This is a genomic window from Methylobacterium oryzae (assembly GCF_021398735.1).
Lineage (GTDB): Bacteria > Pseudomonadota > Alphaproteobacteria > Rhizobiales > Beijerinckiaceae > Methylobacterium.
The window spans coordinates 5603422-5622745 of sequence record NZ_CP090349.1 but is presented as its reverse complement, the minus strand read 5'-3'; the positions used below and the strand labels follow the sequence as shown (position 1 = coordinate 5622745).

Here is a 19324-nt window from a genome sequence, read left to right as displayed (position 1 = left end):
CGTGCGCGCCGGCGAGGCGGCACCCCTCAGGCCGCCGCCCGGACCTTGTGGTCGCCCTGCTGCTGGATCTCGATGAAGACCCGGGTCACGTCGGGGCTGCGCGCCTTCAGCGCCCGGTCGAGGCGCGTGACGAGGCTCTCGACCTCGCCGGCGCTGAGATCGTCGGTCATGTCGATGCTGAGATTGACCAGGATGTCGGACGGGCCGAGGTGCTGGGTCAGCACCTCGTTGACGTGGACCACGCCCGGCTCGCCGCGGACCAGCTCCGCGATCGCCGCCACGACCTCGGGATCGGCCGCCTCGCCGATCAGCAGGCCGTGGGTCTCGACCATCAGGAACGCCGCCATGCCGATGAGCACGAGGCCGATGCCGACCGACGCCCAGCCGTCGAGGCTCGGCATCTCCAGGAGGTGTGACAGGGCCACGCCGGCGAGCGCGATCAGGAGGCCGATCAGGGCGGCGGTGTCCTCCGCGAGCACGGTGAACAGGGTCGGATCCTTGCTGCGCCGGATCGCCCGCACGGCCGAGTGCTTGCCCTTCTCGGCCCAGAACTGGCGCATCGCAACGAAGAACGACGTACCCTCCGCCGCGATGGCGAAGCCCAGGATCGCGACGTTCACCCAGAGGCCGGGCAGGCGGTAGCCGAACAGCTCGGCATCGACGTCCGGCTCGGGATGGCGGACCCGCTCGATCCCCTCGTAGACGGCGAACAGTCCGCCGCCGAGGAAGATCATCAGCGCGACCACGAAGGCGTAGAAGTAGATCTCGCGGCCGTAGCCGAACGGGTGGCGGGCGTCGGCCGGGCGCTCGGCCCGCTTCATGCCGACGAGGAGCAGCACCTGGTTCGCCGTGTCGACCACCGAGTGCACGCCCTCGGCGAGCATGGCGGTCGAGCCGGTCAGCGCCCCGCCCACGAACTTCGCCGCCGCGATGGCGAGGTTGGCGCCCGCCGCCGCGTAGATCGCTCCCGTGCTCTCGTGCGCCATCCGGAACTCCCTGCGCGGTCTGGGGGACACCGGGCTCTCGGACCCCGGCACGGCGCCGCCGCCGCGGCGATGCAAGCGTCGCGGCGCGCAGGTTGTTCCCGTGTGGACGCGGGCCGGTGCCCCGTGCAACCTGCGGCCGCTCAAGGAGTCCCGGAGGCAGCATGGCCGACGCCCGCTACGATCCCGACAACATCTTCGCCAAGATCCTGCGGGGCGAGATCCCCTGCCACCGCGTCTACGAGGACGCCCACACCCTGGCCTTCATGGACGTGATGCCCCAGGGCGAGGGCCACACGCTGGTGATCCCGAAGGCGCCGGCCCGGGGCCTGCTCGACGCCGACCCGGACTCGCTCGGCGCCCTGATGGCGAGCGTCCAGAAGGTCGCCCGCGCCGTGAAGGCGGCGTTCCGGGCCGAGGGTCTGACCGTGTTCCAGTTCAACGAGCCGGCCGGCGGCCAGACCGTCTTCCACCTGCACGTCCACGTCATCCCGCGGCGCGAGGGCGTGCCGCTGAAGCGCCACGAGGGCGGGATGGCCGATAGCGGGGTCCTCGCCGAGCACGCCGCCCGCATCCGCGCGGCGCTCGAGGCTCAGGCCTGACGCCCAGGCCTGAGGATCAGGCCGCGCTCGCCGAGTCGCCCGACTGGGCCATGCTGGCGAGCAGCCGGCGCAGGGCGGCGTTCTCGGTCTCGAGCTCGCTGATGCGCTTCAGCAGCAGGGTCACGGAGGCGTCCGTCGCGGCCGGATCGGGCGAAGCGGGCGCGGTGCCGGCCCGGGCCGGCGCCTCGAAGGTCACGCCGATTCCGTCCTCCCGGCGCCAGCGCAGGGTGGCCCGGTAGGTCCGGTCCTTCTGCGGGATGTAGAGATCGAACGCGTCCGGAAGCGTGGTGGCCTCGCTCATCACGAGGCGCGCGCCGGTGGGGGACATGTCGCGCACCAGGCAGTCGAGGCTCGACGACCCGTTGTTGAAGACGATGCGGCCCTTGAGGAAGACCCTCTGGCGCGCCTCTCTGCGATGCTCCGACATGCGGGCGGCTCCGGACAGCTGACGGTTCCGCGAAACCTGCACGCGAGCCCTTAAGGAATCTTGGTCGCGATCGCCGAGTCGAGGCCCGCTATAGGGCTCGATACCGGTAACGTGCTGCCGCCAAGGCTCCGGAAGAGCGAGTCCGCGCCCCGGGCCGGTCCAATTTACCCGCGACGACTTCGGTTCGTCGTTCCGTGGCCGGAGCGGCGACCCGGCAGCGCCGCGCCGATCGTCCCGACGCCGGCCTGCTCGCCGTGACGGACGGGGCCCGCTCAGGCGATAAAGCGCCGGTCCACGGTCTGGAACAGGTAGAAGCCGTTGAAGCGCACCGCGGTGTCGGCGGCCCGCCCGTCGAAGTCGAGGGGCTGCCGGCCGCCGTCGCCCAGCTTGCCGCCGAAGGTCCAGCGACCCGCGCCGATGAAGGGCGGGACCGTGCTGGCCTCCGGCACCGCGCAGCAGAGGCCCTCCTCGCCTTTGAGCTGGAACAGGTTGTAGCTTCGCATCCGAAGTCCTCCGCCTGGCCGCCCTCGAAGCCAATTTTCCCAATACAAGATTTCGCATTGCGAAGAATCGGCTTGACCGTGCTCATAATGGCACAATCGGTCGAGTTTGTGACGGTCAAGTTTCAGGGACGTTTCGGTTCAACTCGTCGATCCAGATCCGCGCCGACCCGTCGGAGGGCGCGCGCCAGTCGCCCCGGGGCGACAGGGAGCCCCCCGCCGAGACCTTCGGCCCGTTCGGGAGCGCCGAGCGCTTGAACTGGCTGAAGCCGAAGTAGCGGCTCAGGAACACCCCGAGCCAGCGGCGGATCTCCGGGAGGTCGTAGGCGACCCGCTTGGTCTCCGGGAAGTCGGGCGCCCAGGTGCCGCGCTCCCGGTCGCCCCAGGCGTGCAGCGCCAGGAAGGCGATCTTCGAGGGCCGGAACCCGTACCGGAGCGTGTAGAACAGGTTGAAATCCTGCAGCGCGTAGGGGCCGATCGTCCCCTCGGTGCTCTGCGGGCTGTCGTCCTGGTCGACCGGCACCAGCTCGGGGGAGATCTCGGTGTCGAGGATCGCCTGGAGCGTGCGCGCCTCGTCCGGGCCGACCTCGCCGTTGCCGATCACCCAGCGGATCAGGTGCTGGATCAGCGTCTTCGGCACGCCGGCATTGACCGCGTAGTGGCTCATCTGGTCGCCGACGCCGTAGGTGCACCAGCCGAGCGCCAGCTCCGAGAGGTCGCCGGTGCCGACCACGATGCCGCCGGCGTGGTTGGCGAGCCGGAACAGGTAGTCGGTGCGCAGGCCCGCCTGCACGTTCTCGAAGGTCACGTCGTAGACCGCCTCGCCCTTGGCGAAGGGGTGGTCCATGTCGGCGAGCATCTGCTTGGCGGCCGGGCGGATGTCGATCTCGGCGGCCGTGCAGCCCAGCGCCTTCATGAGCGCGTGGGCGTTGGTCTTGGTGGCGTTCGAGGTGGCGAACCCCGGCAGCGTGTAGGCCAGGATGTCCGAGCGCGGGTATCCCAGGCGGTCGAAGGCCTTGGCGATCACGATCAGCGCGTGGGTCGAATCGAGGCCGCCCGAGACGCCGATGACGGCCTTCCGGGTGCCGGTGGCCTCCAGGCGCTTGGCGAGGCCGGCGACCTGGATGTTGTAGGCCTCGTAGCAATCCTGCGCGAGGCGCGACGGGTCGGCCGGCACGAACGGGAACCGCTCGATCCGCCGGATCAGGCCGAGATCGGCCTCGGGCGGGTTGAGCCGGAACGGCACCCGGCGATAGGGCAGGGCGCGGCCGCGCGCGTCGTCGTCGAAGCTGCCCGCCTGCAGGCGCTCCTGGGCGATCAGGTCGAGGTCGATGTCGGCCAGCGTCGTCACCGGCTTCTCGGGGAAGCGCTCGCCCTCGGCGAGGCGCACGCCGAGCTCGTCGACGCTGGTCTGGCCGTCCCAGGACAGGTCGGTGGTCGATTCGCCCTGGCCGGCCGCCGCGTAGACATACGCGCAGGCGCCCCGCATCGAGGCCGCCCGGGACAGGAGCGCCCGCGACTCGGCGCGGCCCACCGTGATCGGGCTGCCCGAGAGGTTCGCCAGCACGGTGGCGCCGGCGAGCGCGGCGCGCATGCCGGGGGGCTCGGGCACCCACAGGTCCTCGCAGATCTCCACCCCGACCACGAGGCCCGGCAGGTCCTCGGCCGGGAACAGCAGGTCGGTGCCGAACGGCGCGTCCTGACCGGCGACCCGGACGGTCTCGCCGACGATCCCGGCGCCGGAGGCGAAGTGGCGCTTCTCGTAGAACTCCCGGTAGTTCGGCAGGAAGGTCTTCGGGACGACGCCGAGCAGGCGGCCGCCCTGGATGGCGAGCGCGCAATTGTAGACGCGGTGCCGCCAGCGCAGGGGCGCGCCGACGATCAGCAGCGGCCGGAGACGGGCCGAGTCGGCGATCACGCGGGCGGCCGCGGCCTCGACCGCGTCGAGCAGGGTCTGCTGGAGCAGCAGGTCCTCGATCGCGTAGGCCGAGAGGCCGAGCTCGGTGAAGACCGCCAGCACCGCGCCCGAATCGTGGCAGGTCCGGGCGAGGTCGAGGACGACGTCGGCGTTGCGCTCGGGCTCGGCCGGATGGCTCCGGCCGGTGCAGGCCGCGACCCGGGCGAAGCCGTGGCGGTAGAGGGAGCGGAAGCGCGCCGGCGATTCGGAGGTGGCTGGAGACACGGGCACCTGTCCGGGTGAGGGGTGGCTGCGGGTTACTATAGCGGACGCGGGCGGGGGGCAGCGCGGAGTCTGTTCGCGCCCTGGCCGGTTCCCGACGTCATCGCGAGAGACTGCGCTGCGGCGGATCGGGACGGGGCCCAGATCGCGATTTCCAGTCCATGGGGCGTCGTTACCTCGAAATTTCGTGGTCGAAACGGCCCCCGGCGGCGGTCACGGCACGGTCGCGGCGATGCGGGGGCCGGCCGGAGCGCCGGGCCGATCGTCCCGCATGGTTTCCGCACCGCGACCGGCGGCAAGCCTCCATTAACGACGAATGGCCTAACTCAGGAACAGCCGCCGCGCGTCGGCGGATCCCTGTTTCGAGTATCGTCTGAGAACCCATGCGCGCATCGGGACGGCCTCCGTACTCCCACCGTGACCCCGCCCGCCCTGTCCGCGGCGGCGACCGCTCGGGCCTCTCCCTGGGAGCCCTGGCGCACCGGCTGATGGCGCTCCGCGCGAGCCTCACCCGCCGCCTCTCCGGCTCTCCCGCGGGCCTGCCCGCCCGTCCGTCCTACGGCGCGCCCGGGCGCCGGGCCGAGCCGAGCTGGCTCACCCCGCCGGGCGCGATGGTCGGCCGCGAGGGCTCCGAGCGCGCCCCGCGCGCCGCGGCACCCGAGCCGCACTGGCCGGCCCAGGTCTTCGACGACCGGGCGAGCCTCGACGCCCTGGACGCCCCGATCTTCGAGAGCCGGATCGACCGCAGCGCCTCGTCGCCGGGCGTGCTGGTGCGCCAGCCGCGCCGCCCCGCCGCCATCGCCCCCGACTACGCGCCGGCCGCGGCTCCGCTCGCGGGCCATGCGGCCGGCCATGTGGCCCACCAAGTGACCGACCACGTCGCGACGCCGGCCGCCGCGCCGGCGCCGGCCGCGCCCTCGGCGGTGCGCTACACCCGCACCCCCGATTCGGTTCTGCAGGAGCGCCGCCAGCGCGCCCTCGAGGCCGAGCGCGTCGCCCTGGAGCGCGCCCGTGCCGAGGCGCAGGCCGCTGCCCTCGCCCTGGAGACCGAGCGGGCCGCCCGCGAAGAGGCCGAGCAGGAGCGGGTCGAGCGCGCGCGGATCTCGGCCGAGGCGGCCGAGCGCGCCGCAGCCGTGCCGGCCCTGCCCGAAGCCGCCGCGCCGGACGCGGAGCCGGTGCCGCTGTGGCGCCAGCCCTTCGTCGCGCCGCCGGGCGTCCGCTTCTTCCGCACGCCGGACCGCCGCCCGGTCCGGCCCGCGGTCGAGCTGGCCGCCTCCACGGCGGCGATCGCCCCGGTCGCGGCCGCGTTGGTCGCCGCCGCGCCGGTCGAGACGGTCGCCGAGGCCCCGGCCCGCGACTGGTCGGACCTGCCGGACTGGTCCGAGGTCCAGCCCTGGTTCGACGGCGCCGACTGGTCGTCCGTCGATGCCTGGTCGGCCCTGGAGGCGCAGCCCGCCGAGGTCGCGCCGACCCCGGCCGCCGTCTCGGCGCCGGCGGCGTCCGACGAGCGCTTCGTCTCCATGCCCCTCGATATCTCGCACCTGCGGTCGCTGCCGCCGCGGCCGGTCTACGTGCTCGACCGGCTCGTCCGGTTCGACCAGCCGCCGCGTCCCGCCGACGGGCAGGATAACGGGACGGAGACCGGCCAGCGGATGGACGAGGCCGCCTCGATCCGGAGCGCCTTCCTGCCGCCCGTCGCGCCGCCGGCCGCGTCCGGCCTGTCGCTGGTCTTCGGCCCCGGCAGCGCCGCGGCGGAGCCTCCGGCCGCCCCCGCGTCCGAGGCGCCCCGCCGCGCGCCGGCTCTCAGCGCCATGGCGGCCCGGGCGGCGATCCGCGCGGCTGGCCAGCCGACCGCCGTCCCGCCAGCACCCCCGGCCGTGCCCGAAGCCGGTCCCGCCCCGGTCGTTGCCGCGCCGGTCGCCGCGCGCGCCGAGGCCGAGCGCGTTGTGATCCCGATGACGCCGCGCCCGGTCCTGCTCCGCGGCAAGCTGGCGCCGCAGCCGGAGCCGGTCGAGACGGAGATCGAGGCGGAGATCGGGGTCGAGGCCGAGCCGGTCGCCGCTGCCGTCGAGGCGATCGAGGTCGCGACCCTGCCGGCCCCCGCGCCGGCGTCGGTCCCCCTGGTGGCGCCGCGGGCACACCTGATCCCGGCCGGCCGCCACCTCGAGATCGCGCCGATCGAGAACGCCGATTACGAGCTGCCGTCCCTCGAACTGCTCGCCCTGCCGGCCCCCGGCGGCAGCGAGGAGGTCGACGCCGACGTGCTGGAGCAGAACGCCCTCAACCTGCAGCAGACGGTCCAGGATTTCGGCGTGCGCGGCGACATCCTGGCGGTGCGGCCGGGCCCGGTCGTCACCCTCTACGAGCTCGAGCCCGCCCCCGGCACCAAGTCCAGCCGCGTGATCGGCCTGTCGGACGACATCGCCCGGTCGATGTCGGCGGTCTCGGCCCGCGTCGCGGTCGTGCCCGGCCGGAACGTTATCGGCATCGAGTTGCCGAACGAGACCCGCGAGACCGTGTTCCTGCGCGAGCTGCTCTCGTCGGCCGACTTCGCCGAGAGCAAGCACAAGCTGGCGCTGTGCCTGGGCAAGAACATCGGCGGCGAGCCGATCATCGCCGACCTCGCGCGCATGCCGCACCTCCTGGTCGCCGGCACCACCGGCTCGGGCAAGTCGGTGGCGATCAACACCATGATCCTCAGCCTGCTCTACCGGCTGAAGCCCGAGGAGTGCCGCCTGATCATGGTCGATCCGAAGATGCTGGAGCTGTCGGTCTACGACGGCATCCCGCACCTGCTCTCCCCGGTCGTCATCGACCCCAAGAAGGCGGTCATCGCCCTCAAGTGGGCCGTGCGCGAGATGGAAGAGCGCTACAAGAAGATGGCCAAGATCGCCGTCCGGAACATCGACGGCTACAACGCCCGCATGAAGGAGGCCCGCGACCGGGGCGAGACCATCACGCGCACAATCCAGACCGGCTTCGACCGCCACACCGGCGAGGCGGTGTACGAGGACGAGGCGATGGACCTGGCGCCGCTGCCGTACATCGTGATCGTGGTCGACGAGATGGCCGACCTGATGATGGTGGCCGGCAAGGACATCGAGGGAGCGATCCAGCGCCTGGCGCAGATGGCGCGGGCGGCGGGCATCCACCTGATCATGGCGACCCAGCGCCCGTCGGTGGACGTGATCACCGGGACGATCAAGGCGAACTTCCCGACCCGGATCAGCTTCCAGGTGACGAGCAAGATCGACAGCCGCACGATCCTGGGCGAGATGGGCGCCGAGCAGCTTCTGGGCCAGGGCGACATGCTGTTCATGGCCGGGGGCGGGCGCACGACGCGGGTGCACGGGCCGTTCTGCTCGGACAGCGAGGTCGAGAGCGTGGTCGCCCACCTCAAGCGCCAGGGCCGCCCCAGCTACCTCGACGCCGTCACCGCCGACGATTCGCCCGAGGAGCCCGCCAAGGAGGGCGGCCGGTCCGGCCGGGGCAAGGCGGCCGCGGCCGACAAGGCCGAGCGGTCCGACGAGCCCGAGGAAGAGGCCCCCGTCTTCGACATCGGCGCCTTCGCGGCGGCGAGCGGCGGCGACTCCGACGACCTCTACAAGCAGGCGATCGAGGTGGTGCTGCGCGACCAGAAGGCGTCGACGAGTTACATCCAGCGCCGCCTGCAGATCGGCTACAACCGCGCCGCCTCCATCATGGAGCGGATGGAGATCGAGGGCATCGTCGGCCCGGCCAACCACGCCGGCAAGCGCGAGATCCTGGTCGCCGGGGCGACGCACAGCTCGGCCGGGATGTACGACGACGAGTGAGACGCTGTCAGGGCCGCCTCGCCACGGGGCGGCCCGGACGTCGCATCTTCGCCACAGGGCGAGGTTCTAAAAAGGGGGCTGCGAAACCCGCCCCGTCTCTGCGAGCGGAGCGAAGCAACCCAGAGTAGCGCTACCTCCGGTATCGTGGCGCACCTGGATTGCCTCGCTCCGCTCGCGAAGACGAGGGGACGGCAAGGCGTCCGCAGCGGCCCGCCCACCTCTGTTTCGCCGCCGGAGCTTGCCCGCGGCTCCTCAGGAGACTCTGCCGATGATCGGCCGCCGCACCCGCACAGCCGGCTCCGTGATCGCCGCCGGGCTGTGGCTCGCGACAGCCAACCCGGCCCACGCGCAGGTCGGCGCCTTCATCGACAGCCTGTTCGGCCACAAGGAGGAGCCCGCCCCGCAGCCGGAGGCCGCCCCGGCGGCCCCTGCGCCGGCCAAGAAGGCCGCGCCCAAGGCCAAGGAGGCGAGCAAGGAGACGAAGCCCGGCACGGCCAAGTCCGGCAAGGGCGGCGACAAGGCCGCCGATAAGGCGGACCACAAGGCGCCCGAGCCGAAGGTCGCGGCGGTGGGCGCGCCGACGGCGATCGTCACGGCCGACTCGGCCGATCCCGCCGCGCTGCTGGCGCAGGCCAACGCCTACTTCAACGGCATCAACACCCTGACGGGCAATTTCGTGCAGATCGGCGCCGACGGCCGCCGGATCGGCGGCAAGCTGACGCTCGTCAAGCCCGGCCGCCTGCGCTTCGACTACGACCAGCCCTCGCCGCTGGAGGTGGTCGCCGACGGGACCTCGGTGGCGGTGCGCGACCGCAAGCTGAACACCCAGGACCTCTACTTCATCGCCCAGACGCCGCTGAAATTCCTCCTGCGCGAGAAGATCGACCTCGCCCGCGACCTCACCGTCACCGACGTGGCGAGCGATCCAGGCAGCGTCCGCATCAGCCTGGAGGACCGCGCCACCCTCGGCGGCACCTCGAAGATCCAGCTGTTCTTCGACGCCGAGATGAAGACCCTGTCGCAGTGGCGGATCACCGACCCGCAGGGCTACGTCACCACGGTGACGCTCTCGAACCTGCAGAAGGGCAAGAGTGTCGACGGCAGCCTGTTCTTCATCAATTACGGACGGTCCGAGGACAAGGCGATGCAGCAGCAGATCCAGCAATCGCAGAAGTGACGGGGTCGCCCCTCAGGGGGCGCCGAGCCCGGCCGCGGCGCCCGGCCGCCACCGGTTCAACTCCCGATCGATCGCGCCCTCCGTCCCGTGCAGGAACTCCGCGGTCGACAGGCCGGGGGCCAGGGCCGCGAGGTAGCTCACCACCACCGTGCCGGACCGGGTCGCCGCGCCCCCGGGCCAGAACAGGCCGGAATTGAGCGCCACCGGCACCACCGGCAGGCCGAGACGGCCGTAGAGCAACTCGACGCCGCGCTTGAAGCGGAGCGGCTCGCCGATCGCGCCGCGGGTACCCTCGGGGAAGATCAGGACCGACCGCCCCGCCGCGACCGCCTCCCGACCGCCGTCGATCATGGTGCGCAGGGCCTGGGTGCCCTTGGCCCGGTCAATGACGATCATCGGCGAGCGTCGGAGGAACCAGCCGACCACCGGGATCGCCAGCAGCTCCCGCTTCGCGACGATCGCCACGTCCGGCACCAGGACCAGGAAGGCCAGCGTCTCCCATGTCGACTGGTGGTTGGCGACGATCAGGCAGGGCTCGTCCGGCAGGTGCTGGCGGCCCTCCTCGACGTAGCGCAGCCCCACGATGCGCCTGAGCCCGCCCAGGATCCCGCGCGCCCAGAGCCGCGTCGCCCGGCGGATCGGCCGCTGCGGCGATCCGGACAGGAGGAAGATCGCCAGCGGCGCGAGGAACAGGGTCGTCCAGGCGGCCCAGTAGACGGCGAACAGGAGCGAGCGGGCGTGCGCCATGACGGGCCTCGACGAGGGGCCCGGGACAGGGCAGGGCCCGGACATAGCGCCTGCCGGCCGGGCGCGCACGGCCTTTCGCCGGGCGGGCGGTGAGCGGACTGTCGCGGGCCGCGAAATCGGCTATCGGAGCGCAACGCCGTCAGAACCCCAGCGCCGCCCGTGCAATTCACCGTCACCACCTGGAACATCAACTCGGTGCGCCTGCGCATCGACCTCGTGCTGCGCTTCCTCGCCGAGCACAGGCCGGACGTGCTCTGCCTGCAGGAGACCAAGTGCCCGGACGACGCCTTCCCGCTGAAGGCCCTGCGCGGTTCGGGCTACGAGCACGTGATGTTCGCCGGCCAGAAGGGCTACAACGGCGTCGCGATCCTCTCCCGCTTCCCCCTGCACACCCGCGCCGTGATGGGCTTCTGCGAGCGTCAGGACGCCCGCCACATCTCGGCGGTGCTGGGGCCGGAGGCCGGGGCGGCCTCGGGCATCGTGCTGCACGATTTCTACGTCCCGGCCGGCGGCGACGTGCCGGACCGCGACCTGAACCCGAAATTCGCCCACAAGCTCGACTTCCTGTCCGAACTGCGCGCCTGGGGCGGCAGGCGCATCTCCGGGCCGGCGATCCTCGTGGGCGACCTCAACGTCGCGCCCCTGGAGCACGACGTCTGGTCGCACAAGCAGCTCCTCGACGTGGTCAGCCACACGCCGGTGGAGACCGAGGCGCTGGAGGTGCTGCGCGGGGAGGCGGGCTGGATCGACGCGGCGCGCCACCTCACCCCGGAGCCGGAGAAGATCTACACGTGGTGGAGCTACCGCTCCCCCGACTGGTCGGCCGCCAACAAGGGGCGGCGCCTCGACCATGCCTGGGTGTCGCCCGACCTCGCCGGGACCGTCCGCAAGGTCGAGGTGCTGCGCGAGGCCCGCGCCTGGGAGCGCCCCTCCGACCACGCCCCGGTGACCCTCACGCTGGAGCTGTGACCGGGCGCGGAACTGCGGCGCGGTCCGAGCATTGCCCGCTCACGAACCCGTGACGCGAGCGAGCCCCGATGCGCAAGATCCTGATCGCTTTCCTGCTTCCCAAGGTCGTGTCCTACCTGCGCCGCCGCTACGGCGGCCCGCACGCCAACCGCAACCGGGCCTTCTGAGACGGCCCGGTCGCGGCCACCGCCTGTGACCCCCGGGCGCAGGCGGTGGCCGCGGCGACGGCCCTAGATCCTGCGGGTCCCAAGCCGAGGAGCCGCACCCGATGACCCAGGACCCGCGCGAGGCCGGCCCCCGGCCGCCCTTCCCCCGCGACCAGCAGCAGACCCGCCCGGGCCTCACCACGAAGATGACGCCGCGCCCCGACCACGGCGAGGAGAGCTACGTCGGCAAAGGCCTGCTGACGGGTCAGGCGGCGCTGATCACCGGCGGCGATTCCGGCATCGGCCGGGCGGTGGCCATCGCCTACGCCCGCGAGGGCGCCGACGTGGCGATCTCCTATCTCGAGGTCGAGCAGGAGGATGCCGAGGACACGAAGGCCTGGGTCGAGAAGGCCGGCCGCCGCTGCCTGCTGCTCCCCGGCGACATCCGCGACGAGGCCCGGTGCCGAGATCTCGTGGCGCGCACCGTCGCGGCCTTCGGGCGCCTCGACATCCTCGTGAACAACGCCGCCGCCCAGGTGGTGAACGAGGGCCTCGACGATCTGGCGGCGTCCGACATCGAGGGCTCGTTCCGCGCCAACGTCTTCGCCATGTACTACCTCGCCCAGGCGGCGGTGCCGCACATGAAGCCGGGCGGCGCGATCGTGAACAGCACCAGCGTGCAGGCCAAGGTCGCCGGGCCGAACATGCTGATCTACGCCGCCACCAAGGGCGCGATCGCGAGCCTGACCATCGGCCTGTCGAACCTGCTGGCGCCGCAGGGCATCCGGGTGAACTGCGTCGCCCCCGGGCCGGTCTGGACGCCGATCCAGCCGATCGTGAAGAGCCCGGAGCAGATGGAGCAGCTCGGTGCGCAGACGCCGCTCGGCCGCGCCGGCCAGCCCGCGGAGCTGGCCCCGGCCTACGTGCTGCTCGCCTCCCGCGAGGGCAGCTTCATGTCCGGGGCGCTGGTGCCGGTCACCGGCGGCATGCCGATGCTCTAATCCCGCACCCGTCGCCGCTCTTTGCGGCGGCACCACGCCGTCGTCCCGAGCGCTGCGACGTGCCCCGGACCCGCGGGACATCCGCCGGGCGTGGCGCTCCCGGGCCGCTTCGCTGACGCGGGTCATCGCCGGGCGGATGTTCGGGCAGACCCTCGACGGCGCGCGCGCGATCCATCAGACGTTGAGGGCGGATCGGTTCACAACGGCGGGACGGCCCGGAAGGCCGCCCGGGTCCGGCGCGCGGTGATGGCACCGCCGCGGACCCGAACGCTGACCCGCGCCATCCGGGCGCCGCCGATCCCGACGGAGACGACCATGAGCGACGCCCAGGCCCGGACCGCGCTGGTGACGGGGGCCGCCCGCGGCATCGGCCTCGCCACCGCGACCCGCTTCCTCGCCGACGGCTGGAACGTCGCCCTTCTCGACATCGACGGCCCGGGCGCGGCGGCGGCGGCCGAGCGGCTCGGCCGTCCGGAAGCCACGCTCGCGGTGACGGCCGACGTCTCCGACCCCGAGGCGGTGGCGGCGGCGATCCAGCAGGTCGCCGACCGGTTCGGCCGCCTCGACGCCCTGGTCAACAATGCCGGCATCGCGATCTTCAAGCCGCTGACCGAGACCACCTTCGCCGACTGGTCGCGGGTGCTCGCCGTCAACCTGTCCGGCCCGTTCCTGTGCACGCAGGCGGCCGTCCCGCTCCTGTCCGAGCGCGGCGGCGCCATCGTGAACATCACCTCGATCTCGGGCCTGCGCGCCTCGACGCTCCGCACCGCCTACGGCACCAGCAAGGCGGGCCTCGCGCAGCTCACCAAGCAGCAGGCCGCCGAGCTGGCGCAGTACGGGATCCGCGTGAACGCCGTCGCTCCCGGTCCGGTGGACACCGCGATGGCCAAGGCGGTGCACAGCCCCGAGATCCGGGCGGATTACCACGACGCCGTCCCGCTCGGCCGTTACGGGCTGGAGACGGAGCTCGCGGAGGCGATCGTGTTCCTCTGCTCGGAGCGCGCCTCCTACATCACCGGTCAGCAGCTCGCCGTCGACGGCGGCTTCGAGTCGACGGGAATCGGCCTGAAGACGCTGCGCGGCGCGCGCAACATCTGAACGCGTCGGCCCGATCCGCCGGGTTCGGACAGGGTTCGTTAACCCTGCCGCCGTAGCCCGGAGGCTTGGTCAACAGGCGCGGGCACCATGCCGAGACTCGGCTCCATGATCGTCGACGGTCTAGCGTTCGTCCTCGTGGCGATCGCCCTCGCGGCGGTCGTCGCCGGCTACGAGCGGAACCTGCCGGATCCGTCCGCGTCACCCGCGCTGGTCGCCGCGGGCGCCCCCGTCTGGACCGACCCCGAGACGACGGGCTCGATCGCGCCGGCCGCGGGCCCGGTCGCCCGCTGGGCGGACGCGCGACCCCCGTTCGCGGCGCCGGAGTCGGATCGCGCCGCCGGCGGAACCTGGGTGAGCCCGCCCCGCCGCTGAGGCGCCGCGGGGCGGCTCACCGAGGCTCCCGCCGCGATCACAACTGATCGTTAACTATGGTTGCCGAACCTTCCACCGCACAGCGAAGCGGAGAGGCACCCATGGCGCGCGACGGCAACCGACCCCACCCGAGCGCCCTGGCGCGGTATCCGGTTCCGATCGAGCTGATCTCGGCCCTGTTCCGCGCCGACGACGCGGAGCGCGACCGGCTGCTCGCGCCGATGCCGGCCTACGGCCGCGCCCGGATCGCCGCCTACTGCGCCGAGCACGCGCGGCTCGAGGCGCTCGGCCTGAAGGTCGCGCGCTCCTGCGACGAGGCCACGCTGGTCAGGGCTGCGGGCGTGACGGTCGGCGCCGACCTCTTCGCGCGCTCGCGGGCGCCCGCACCGGCGCCGATCCAGCTCCAGGCCGCCTGACCGACCCGCCGCGCGGAGGCCCGGCCGGCCGAGAGTGTCGGCTCGATGAATGCCCGAGCCTGTCCGGGTTCACAGCGGCCGGCGCATCCTCCTGTCATCGGCCCGGCGCGTCCGGGCCGCAGGTTCAGGAGATCGTGTCATGATGCGCGCCAAGGTGATCGGCCTCGTCGCGGTGGCCGCCGCGGCTCTCGCGACCGCCACGACGGCCAACGCGGCGCCGTTCGGCTACGGGCCGCCCGATGCCGGATCGGTGATCGAGCGCGTGGCCGGAGGCTGCGGTCCGGGCTTCCATCCCAATCCCTGGGGCCATTGCCGGCCGAACGATCGCGGCTGGGGCTGGGGCGGACCGCGGGGACCCTACGGCGGCCGGCCCGGCTACGGCGGCTACGACCGCGGTTACGGCGGCTATGGCGGCTATGGCGGCTACGAGGGCCCGCGCCGGTCCTACGGCGGCTGGTGATCCGCGTCGGCGACCCGAGTTCGGGTCGCCGCGTCCAGAGCTCGGCCCGCCGCGCGCGATCCGGATCCGCGGCCGGCCGGTGCCGGGTCAGTGCTCGGCCATCGCGTTGTCCCCTGGAACGGACAAACCCATATTCACGACGGCATAGAGCCGTATTAATCTCTTTCGGGACGCAACATAGTGTCCCGGAGATTCTTCGTCATGAGTCGCTATGTATTTGCATCCCTGATGATCGCCGGCCTGGTGGCCGGCGCCGCGCCGGCTTCCGCGCTCTCCGCGAAGGATTGCTCGGTCAAGTATCAGGCCGCCAAGCAGGCCGGCACGCTCAACGGCCAGAAGTGGAACGACTTCCGCAAGGCCGAGTGCGGTGCGGCGGCCGACAACGCCCCGACGACCGCGCCGAACCCTGTCTCGCCGACCGCGACGACAGCTCCGGCCGCGCCGCCGGCCGCCCCGCGCGCCGGGACGACGTCCGCCGCCGCGGCGTCGGCCACGTTCCCCCGCGCCGTCGATCCGAAATACGCCAAGGAATCGGCCGGCAAGGCCCGGATGCACACCTGCCTCGACAGCTACAACGCCGCGAAGGCTGCCGGCACGCTGGGCGGCATGAAGTGGATCGAGAAGGGCGGCGGCTACTACTCGGCCTGCAACCGGCAGCTCAAGGGTTGAGCGGCGGCGCTCCGGGGCGCCGAAGGCGGGCGGCCCGAGACGTACGCCGGCGGATCTGGATCCCGGGCACCGCCGCGCGGTCCCGGGATGCTGCCTTGAAACGGCTGCGCTGACGCAGCCCAGATGTCCGCGTCACCCGGGTCGGGCAGGCCGACCCGGGTGACGGTACAGGGCCTCCGGATCGTGGGCGGTCCTAGAAGGGGATGTCGTCGTCGAGGTCGTAGCCGCCGCGGCTGCCACCGCCACCGCCGCCACCCGAGGAGGCCGGGGCCGGACGCCGCTCGCCGCCCTGGGCCCGACCGCCGCCGAAATCGCCGCCGCGATCACCACCCCGACCACCGCCGAAGTCGCCGCCACGGCTGATCTGGCCGCCGCCCTCGTCCTCGCCGGCGAAGTCGCCGCCGCCGCCGCCGCGCCCGTCGAGGATCGTCATCTCGCCGCGGAAGCGCTGGAGCACCACCTCGGTCGTGTACTTCTCGACGCCGGAATTGTCGGTCCACTTCCGGGTCTGGAGCTGGCCCTCGATGTAGACCTTCGAGCCCTTGCGCAGGTACTGCTCGGCCACCCGGGCGAGGTTGTCGTTGTAGATCACGACCGAGTGCCACTCGGTCTTCTCCTTGCGCTCGCCGGTCGCCTTGTCCTTCCACGACTCCGACGTCGCGAGCCGGAGGTTGCAGACCGGGTCGCCCGAACCGAGGCGGCGCATCTCGGGATCGCGCCCGAGATTGCCCACCAGAATCACCTTGTTGACGCTGCCCGCCATCGCTCTCTCCTAGTCGTACGGATCTCACAGGGCATCTGCCCGGCGGCGCGCGAACCATGCGCCCGGGCCTCCGGAGCGGCAACCGGCGGGGCGGGCTTGTGCCCGCTTTCCGCAGCGCCGACGGATCGATTTGTTCTATATCTGTTCCGTTTGGGCAGCAAGCCGCTCTCAGGCGACGCGGACGACGAGCTTGCCGAAATTCCGACCTTTCAACAGGCCGATGAACGCCTCGGCGGCGTTCTCCAGCCCCTCGACCACGTCCTCGCGGTAGCGGACGCGCCCGTCCTGGATCCAGCCGGCGACCTCCTTGCGGAATGTGTCCGCCTGCTCGGCGAAGTCCCAGACGATGAAGCCCTGGATGTGCAGCCGGTTGGTCAGGACCGCGCGCATCAGGCTGGGCAGGCGGTCCGGGCCGGGGGGCACCTCGGTGGCGTTGTAGGCGGAGACGAGGCCGCAGACCGGGATCCGCGCGAACGGGTTGAGCAGCGGCAGCACGGCGGCGAAGACCGCGCCGCCGACATTCTCGAAGTACACGTCGATGCCCTTCGGGCAGGCGGCCGCCAGCGCGCCCGGCAGGTCGGACCCGCGATGGTCGATCGCGGCGTCGAAGCCGAGCTCCTCGGTGAGGTAGCGGCACTTCTCGGGGCCGCCCGCGATCCCGACGGCGCGGGCGCCGTGGATCTTGGCGATCTGGCCGACCAGGGAGCCCACGGGGCCGGCGGCGGCGGCCACCACGACGGTCTCGCCGAATTTCGGCCGGCCGATGTTGAGGAGGCCGGTATAGGCGGTCATGCCCGGCATCCCGAGCACGCCCAGCGCCGTGGAGGGCGGGGCGGCATCGGGGTCGACCTTGCGCGAGCCCTTGGCGTCGGTGACGAAGTACTCCTGCCAGCCCGCGAAGGCCGTCAGCAGGTCGCCCACGGCGTGATCCGGGTGGTTGGAGGCGACCACCTCGCCCACCGTCTCGGCGGTGATCGGCGCGCCGATCTCGACGGGTGCCGCGTAGGATTTCGCGTCGCTCATCCGGCCGCGCATGTAGGGGTCCAGCGACAGCCAGCGGGTGCGCAGGAGGACCTGGCCGGGGCCGGGCTGCGGCACCGGCACCTCCTCGAGGCGGAAATTCTCGGGCCGCGGCTCGCCGTGCGGGCGCGAGGCCAGGACGATGCGGCGGTTCATGGCGGTGGTCATGGCGGACTCCGGGACACGGGCTTCCGCCCCGATCTGGGGCGCCGGGCCCGCGAGGCAAAGGCGCCGCCGCGATCGCGCGGCCGAGTCGCGCGTTGTCCCGACTCGAGCGAGCGGAGCGGCGGCATGCGGGAGACGGCACTGGGATTCGGGCTGGCAGGCATAGCAGGCATGGCAGCCCTGGCGGCGGGGGCCGCCCTGGCCGGTCCCCTCGACGGCTACCGCGACCGGGCGCGGGTGCTGGTGCTGTCGGCGCCCGAGGCCGGGGACGCGCAGCTCCGGGCGCAGCGGGCGGCGCTGGCCTCGGTCCGCACCGGCGTCGCCGAGCGCGACCTCGTGGTGCTCGAAGCGGTCGGGACGGGGGCCGAGGCGCGGGCCCTGCGCGAGCGCCTCGGCCTGCCCGCGGACAGCTTCCGCGCGGTCCTGGTCGGCAAGGACGGAGGCGCCAAGATCACCGAAGCGGCGCCGATCGCGCCGCAGAGGCTGTTCGCCACCATCGACGCGATGCCGATGCGCCGCAGCGAGATGCGCGAGCGCCGCTAGGGCCTCGGCCAGGGCCGGATCGCCTGTGAACGGCGGGGCCGCGGACACCATCGGTTAAGCCTACCGGCCTATCACCGAAACGTGTCGACGGCCGCGCACCGGCCGTCCGTTGAGGCCCGCCAGGACGCTCGGACGAGACGCTCGAATCGATGACCCGACAACAAGTCGCCACCGCCATCCGCCGCCTCGTCGACCTGCAGGTCGAGGATATCGAGCGCGCGGTCCGCGACGGCCACAAGACCATCGCGCTGAACGAGCTGGCGGATCTGAACCGCCAGCTCAAGGCCTTCGCGGCCGCCCTCAGGAAGGCGCCGGCCCGCATCTGAGCCGGATTCCCGCGCTACCAGCGCGGCCCGCCCCAGCGACGGGGCGGGATGTCCTCCGGCGGCGGGGGAGGCGGCGGCGGCCCGCGGTCGACGACCGGCTCATCGCAGACCCGCACCCGTCGCAGCACCGGCTCCCCGTCCGGACCGAAGCGCCGCCGCACGAATTCCCGGCATGCCTCGGGGGACGCCTCCGGGGACGCTTCCGGGGGCGCCGCTGTGAAGCGGGGGCCGCGGACTTCGGGTTCGGGCCGCGGTCCCGGAGGGGGCGGGGGCGGCGGTGGCCGGCGCTCCGGCTCGTCGTCCTGGGCGGGCCCGCCGTAGCCGTGCGGCGGGTAGGGGCCGTCGAAATCGGCGGCCAGGGCCGGGCCGGCGGCGAGGAGCAGGGCGCAGAAGCCGGTTCGTAAGAGGAGACGACGAGCGGGCACGGTGGCCTCGGCGTGAGCGGGCGCGCGGGGATCGCGGCCATCATCGCCGGAGGATGCGACGGGGTGCCTGAACCGCCTCCGAGCCGCGGTGTCGGCCGCCGTTCAGCCGGCTACTTCTGCATCGCGTTCACTTCGCACTGGGCGTAGTCCGCGCTCGCCTTCACGTAGGCATTGAGCTTCTGCAGGTAGGCCTCGGCGATCGGCCGGAAGGCCTGCGCCTGCAGGTTATAGGCCTTGATCGCGTCGTTGTAGCTGTAGGCCTCCCAGCCCGGGCAGCCTTCCTTGGCGTCGAGGCAGGCGGGCTTCGGCGGCAGCTCCGGCTTGGCCGGGCGCGCGGAGGCCGGCGGCGGCGCGGGCGGCGTGCAGGCCGCGGCTGCCGGCGCGGCGGCGGCCGGCGGCGGCGCGGCGGGCGCCGCCTTGGCGGCCGGCTTCGCGGCCTGGGTCGCGGGGGGCGTCGCGAAGGCGAGGGTCGGCGCGAGCAAGCCCGCGATCAGGAGAGGCGTGCCGCGCATGGCGTCTCG

At 72.9% G+C, this 19324-nt stretch carries 21 protein-coding genes; 12 read left to right on the top strand and 9 right to left on the bottom strand.

From position 1 onward, the window contains the following. Window positions 1-26 precede the first annotated feature (26 nt). Window positions 27-986, bottom strand: a complete 960-nt coding sequence (locus LXM90_RS26815; RefSeq protein ID WP_020092741.1) for a cation diffusion facilitator family transporter — start codon at window positions 984-986, stop codon at window positions 27-29. 161 nt (window positions 987-1147) lie between these two features. Between LXM90_RS26815 and LXM90_RS26810 the strand changes: the two genes are divergently transcribed. Further along, on the top strand, window positions 1148-1585 hold the full coding sequence (locus LXM90_RS26810) for an HIT family protein (RefSeq protein WP_020092740.1): 438 nt from the start codon (window positions 1148-1150) through the stop codon (window positions 1583-1585). A gap of 16 nt (window positions 1586-1601) precedes the next feature. On the opposite strand, the gene LXM90_RS26805 is transcribed toward LXM90_RS26810, so the two are convergent. From LXM90_RS26805 to LXM90_RS26795, 3 genes are all read right to left on the bottom strand, one after another. Further along, complete coding sequence (locus LXM90_RS26805) at window positions 1602-2012, bottom strand: PilZ domain-containing protein (protein WP_020092739.1); 411 nt, start codon at window positions 2010-2012, stop codon at window positions 1602-1604. A gap of 272 nt (window positions 2013-2284) precedes the next feature. Next, window positions 2285-2515, bottom strand: a complete 231-nt coding sequence (locus LXM90_RS26800; RefSeq protein ID WP_020092738.1) for a hypothetical protein — start codon at window positions 2513-2515, stop codon at window positions 2285-2287. 115 nt (window positions 2516-2630) lie between these two features. Next, a complete protein-coding gene (locus LXM90_RS26795) occupies window positions 2631-4694 on the bottom strand; it encodes an NAD(+) synthase (protein WP_020092737.1) in 2064 nt (687 codons plus the stop codon). Window positions 4695-5179: 485 nt separating this feature from the next. Here LXM90_RS26795 and LXM90_RS26790 point away from each other — a divergent pair, with 485 nt between their 5' ends. Both LXM90_RS26790 and LXM90_RS26785 read left to right on the top strand, forming a co-directional pair. Then, a complete protein-coding gene (locus LXM90_RS26790) occupies window positions 5180-8506 on the top strand; it encodes a DNA translocase FtsK (protein ID WP_020092736.1) in 3327 nt (1108 codons plus the stop codon). Between the two features lie 268 nt (window positions 8507-8774). Further along, window positions 8775-9683, top strand: a complete 909-nt coding sequence (locus LXM90_RS26785) for a LolA family protein (protein ID WP_020092735.1) — start codon at window positions 8775-8777, stop codon at window positions 9681-9683. 12 nt (window positions 9684-9695) lie between these two features. Here LXM90_RS26785 and LXM90_RS26780 read toward each other — a convergent pair whose 3' ends face one another. Then, on the bottom strand, window positions 9696-10430 hold the full coding sequence (locus LXM90_RS26780; RefSeq protein WP_020092734.1) for a lysophospholipid acyltransferase family protein: 735 nt from the start codon (window positions 10428-10430) through the stop codon (window positions 9696-9698). Between the two features lie 159 nt (window positions 10431-10589). On the opposite strand from LXM90_RS26780, the gene xth reads away from it, so the two are divergent. From xth to LXM90_RS26745, 7 genes are all read left to right on the top strand, one after another. Then, entirely contained in the window at window positions 10590-11399 is an 810-nt protein-coding gene (gene xth, locus LXM90_RS26775) for an exodeoxyribonuclease III (RefSeq protein ID WP_020092733.1), read from the top strand. A 268-nt stretch (window positions 11400-11667) separates the two neighbouring features. After that, on the top strand, window positions 11668-12546 hold the full coding sequence (locus tag LXM90_RS26770; RefSeq protein WP_234081252.1) for an SDR family oxidoreductase: 879 nt from the start codon (window positions 11668-11670) through the stop codon (window positions 12544-12546). 315 nt (window positions 12547-12861) lie between these two features. After that, window positions 12862-13644 carry an SDR family NAD(P)-dependent oxidoreductase gene (locus LXM90_RS26765; RefSeq protein ID WP_026604859.1) on the top strand — a complete coding sequence of 261 codons (783 nt, stop codon included), beginning with the start codon at window positions 12862-12864 and terminating at the stop codon, window positions 13642-13644. 105 nt (window positions 13645-13749) lie between these two features. Further along, the gene (locus LXM90_RS26760) at window positions 13750-14016 is read left to right on the top strand and encodes a hypothetical protein (protein WP_020092729.1); all 267 of its coding nucleotides are present in this window, start codon (window positions 13750-13752) and stop codon (window positions 14014-14016) included. A 101-nt stretch (window positions 14017-14117) separates the two neighbouring features. After that, the gene (locus LXM90_RS26755; RefSeq protein ID WP_020092728.1) at window positions 14118-14432 is read left to right on the top strand and encodes a hypothetical protein; all 315 of its coding nucleotides are present in this window, start codon (window positions 14118-14120) and stop codon (window positions 14430-14432) included. Between the two features lie 139 nt (window positions 14433-14571). Next, window positions 14572-14892, top strand: a complete 321-nt coding sequence (locus LXM90_RS26750; RefSeq protein WP_020092727.1) for a GCG_CRPN prefix-to-repeats domain-containing protein — start codon at window positions 14572-14574, stop codon at window positions 14890-14892. 201 nt (window positions 14893-15093) lie between these two features. Then, window positions 15094-15561, top strand: coding sequence for a hypothetical protein (locus tag LXM90_RS26745; RefSeq protein ID WP_026604858.1), 468 nt, complete (start codon window positions 15094-15096; stop codon window positions 15559-15561). Between the two features lie 193 nt (window positions 15562-15754). Here LXM90_RS26745 and ssb read toward each other — a convergent pair whose 3' ends face one another. Then, window positions 15755-16324, bottom strand: coding sequence for a single-stranded DNA-binding protein (ssb, locus tag LXM90_RS26740; protein ID WP_020092725.1), 570 nt, complete (start codon window positions 16322-16324; stop codon window positions 15755-15757). Between the two features lie 168 nt (window positions 16325-16492). Further along, window positions 16493-17512 carry an NADP-dependent oxidoreductase gene (locus tag LXM90_RS26735; protein ID WP_020092724.1) on the bottom strand — a complete coding sequence of 340 codons (1020 nt, stop codon included), beginning with the start codon at window positions 17510-17512 and terminating at the stop codon, window positions 16493-16495. A 123-nt stretch (window positions 17513-17635) separates the two neighbouring features. On the opposite strand from LXM90_RS26735, the gene LXM90_RS26730 reads away from it, so the two are divergent. Next, the gene (locus LXM90_RS26730; RefSeq protein WP_234081250.1) at window positions 17636-18052 is read left to right on the top strand and encodes a DUF4174 domain-containing protein; all 417 of its coding nucleotides are present in this window, start codon (window positions 17636-17638) and stop codon (window positions 18050-18052) included. Between the two features lie 149 nt (window positions 18053-18201). Further along, window positions 18202-18378, top strand: coding sequence for a hypothetical protein (locus LXM90_RS26725; RefSeq protein WP_012320668.1), 177 nt, complete (start codon window positions 18202-18204; stop codon window positions 18376-18378). 14 nt (window positions 18379-18392) lie between these two features. Here LXM90_RS26725 and LXM90_RS26720 read toward each other — a convergent pair whose 3' ends face one another. Both LXM90_RS26720 and LXM90_RS26715 read right to left on the bottom strand, forming a co-directional pair. Further along, complete coding sequence (locus LXM90_RS26720) at window positions 18393-18803, bottom strand: hypothetical protein (protein ID WP_234081248.1); 411 nt, start codon at window positions 18801-18803, stop codon at window positions 18393-18395. A 110-nt stretch (window positions 18804-18913) separates the two neighbouring features. Continuing rightward, complete coding sequence (locus LXM90_RS26715; protein WP_056525759.1) at window positions 18914-19315, bottom strand: hypothetical protein; 402 nt, start codon at window positions 19313-19315, stop codon at window positions 18914-18916. Window positions 19316-19324: the final 9 nt, after the last annotated feature.

What these genes read in the sequence shown, in the direction of transcription:
- LXM90_RS26815 (WP_020092741.1), bottom strand. Translation starts at nt 986, where the DNA reads ATGGCGCACGAGAGCACGGGAGCGATCTACGCGGCGGCGGGCGCCAAC.
- LXM90_RS26810 (WP_020092740.1), top strand. Translation starts at nt 1,148, where the DNA reads ATGGCCGACGCCCGCTACGATCCCGACAACATCTTCGCCAAGATCCTG.
- LXM90_RS26805 (WP_020092739.1), bottom strand. Translation starts at nt 2,012, where the DNA reads ATGTCGGAGCATCGCAGAGAGGCGCGCCAGAGGGTCTTCCTCAAGGGC.
- LXM90_RS26800 (WP_020092738.1), bottom strand. Translation starts at nt 2,515, where the DNA reads ATGCGAAGCTACAACCTGTTCCAGCTCAAAGGCGAGGAGGGCCTCTGC.
- LXM90_RS26790 (WP_020092736.1), top strand. Translation starts at nt 5,180, where the DNA reads ATGGCGCTCCGCGCGAGCCTCACCCGCCGCCTCTCCGGCTCTCCCGCG.
- LXM90_RS26785 (WP_020092735.1), top strand. Translation starts at nt 8,775, where the DNA reads ATGATCGGCCGCCGCACCCGCACAGCCGGCTCCGTGATCGCCGCCGGG.
- LXM90_RS26780 (WP_020092734.1), bottom strand. Translation starts at nt 10,430, where the DNA reads ATGGCGCACGCCCGCTCGCTCCTGTTCGCCGTCTACTGGGCCGCCTGG.
- LXM90_RS26770 (WP_234081252.1), top strand. Translation starts at nt 11,668, where the DNA reads ATGACCCAGGACCCGCGCGAGGCCGGCCCCCGGCCGCCCTTCCCCCGC.
- LXM90_RS26765 (WP_026604859.1), top strand. Translation starts at nt 12,862, where the DNA reads ATGAGCGACGCCCAGGCCCGGACCGCGCTGGTGACGGGGGCCGCCCGC.
- LXM90_RS26760 (WP_020092729.1), top strand. Translation starts at nt 13,750, where the DNA reads ATGATCGTCGACGGTCTAGCGTTCGTCCTCGTGGCGATCGCCCTCGCG.
- LXM90_RS26755 (WP_020092728.1), top strand. Translation starts at nt 14,118, where the DNA reads ATGGCGCGCGACGGCAACCGACCCCACCCGAGCGCCCTGGCGCGGTAT.
- LXM90_RS26750 (WP_020092727.1), top strand. Translation starts at nt 14,572, where the DNA reads ATGATGCGCGCCAAGGTGATCGGCCTCGTCGCGGTGGCCGCCGCGGCT.
- LXM90_RS26745 (WP_026604858.1), top strand. Translation starts at nt 15,094, where the DNA reads ATGAGTCGCTATGTATTTGCATCCCTGATGATCGCCGGCCTGGTGGCC.
- ssb (WP_020092725.1), bottom strand. Translation starts at nt 16,324, where the DNA reads ATGGCGGGCAGCGTCAACAAGGTGATTCTGGTGGGCAATCTCGGGCGC.
- LXM90_RS26735 (WP_020092724.1), bottom strand. Translation starts at nt 17,512, where the DNA reads ATGACCACCGCCATGAACCGCCGCATCGTCCTGGCCTCGCGCCCGCAC.
- LXM90_RS26730 (WP_234081250.1), top strand. Translation starts at nt 17,636, where the DNA reads ATGCGGGAGACGGCACTGGGATTCGGGCTGGCAGGCATAGCAGGCATG.
- LXM90_RS26725 (WP_012320668.1), top strand. Translation starts at nt 18,202, where the DNA reads ATGACCCGACAACAAGTCGCCACCGCCATCCGCCGCCTCGTCGACCTG.
- LXM90_RS26715 (WP_056525759.1), bottom strand. Translation starts at nt 19,315, where the DNA reads ATGCGCGGCACGCCTCTCCTGATCGCGGGCTTGCTCGCGCCGACCCTC.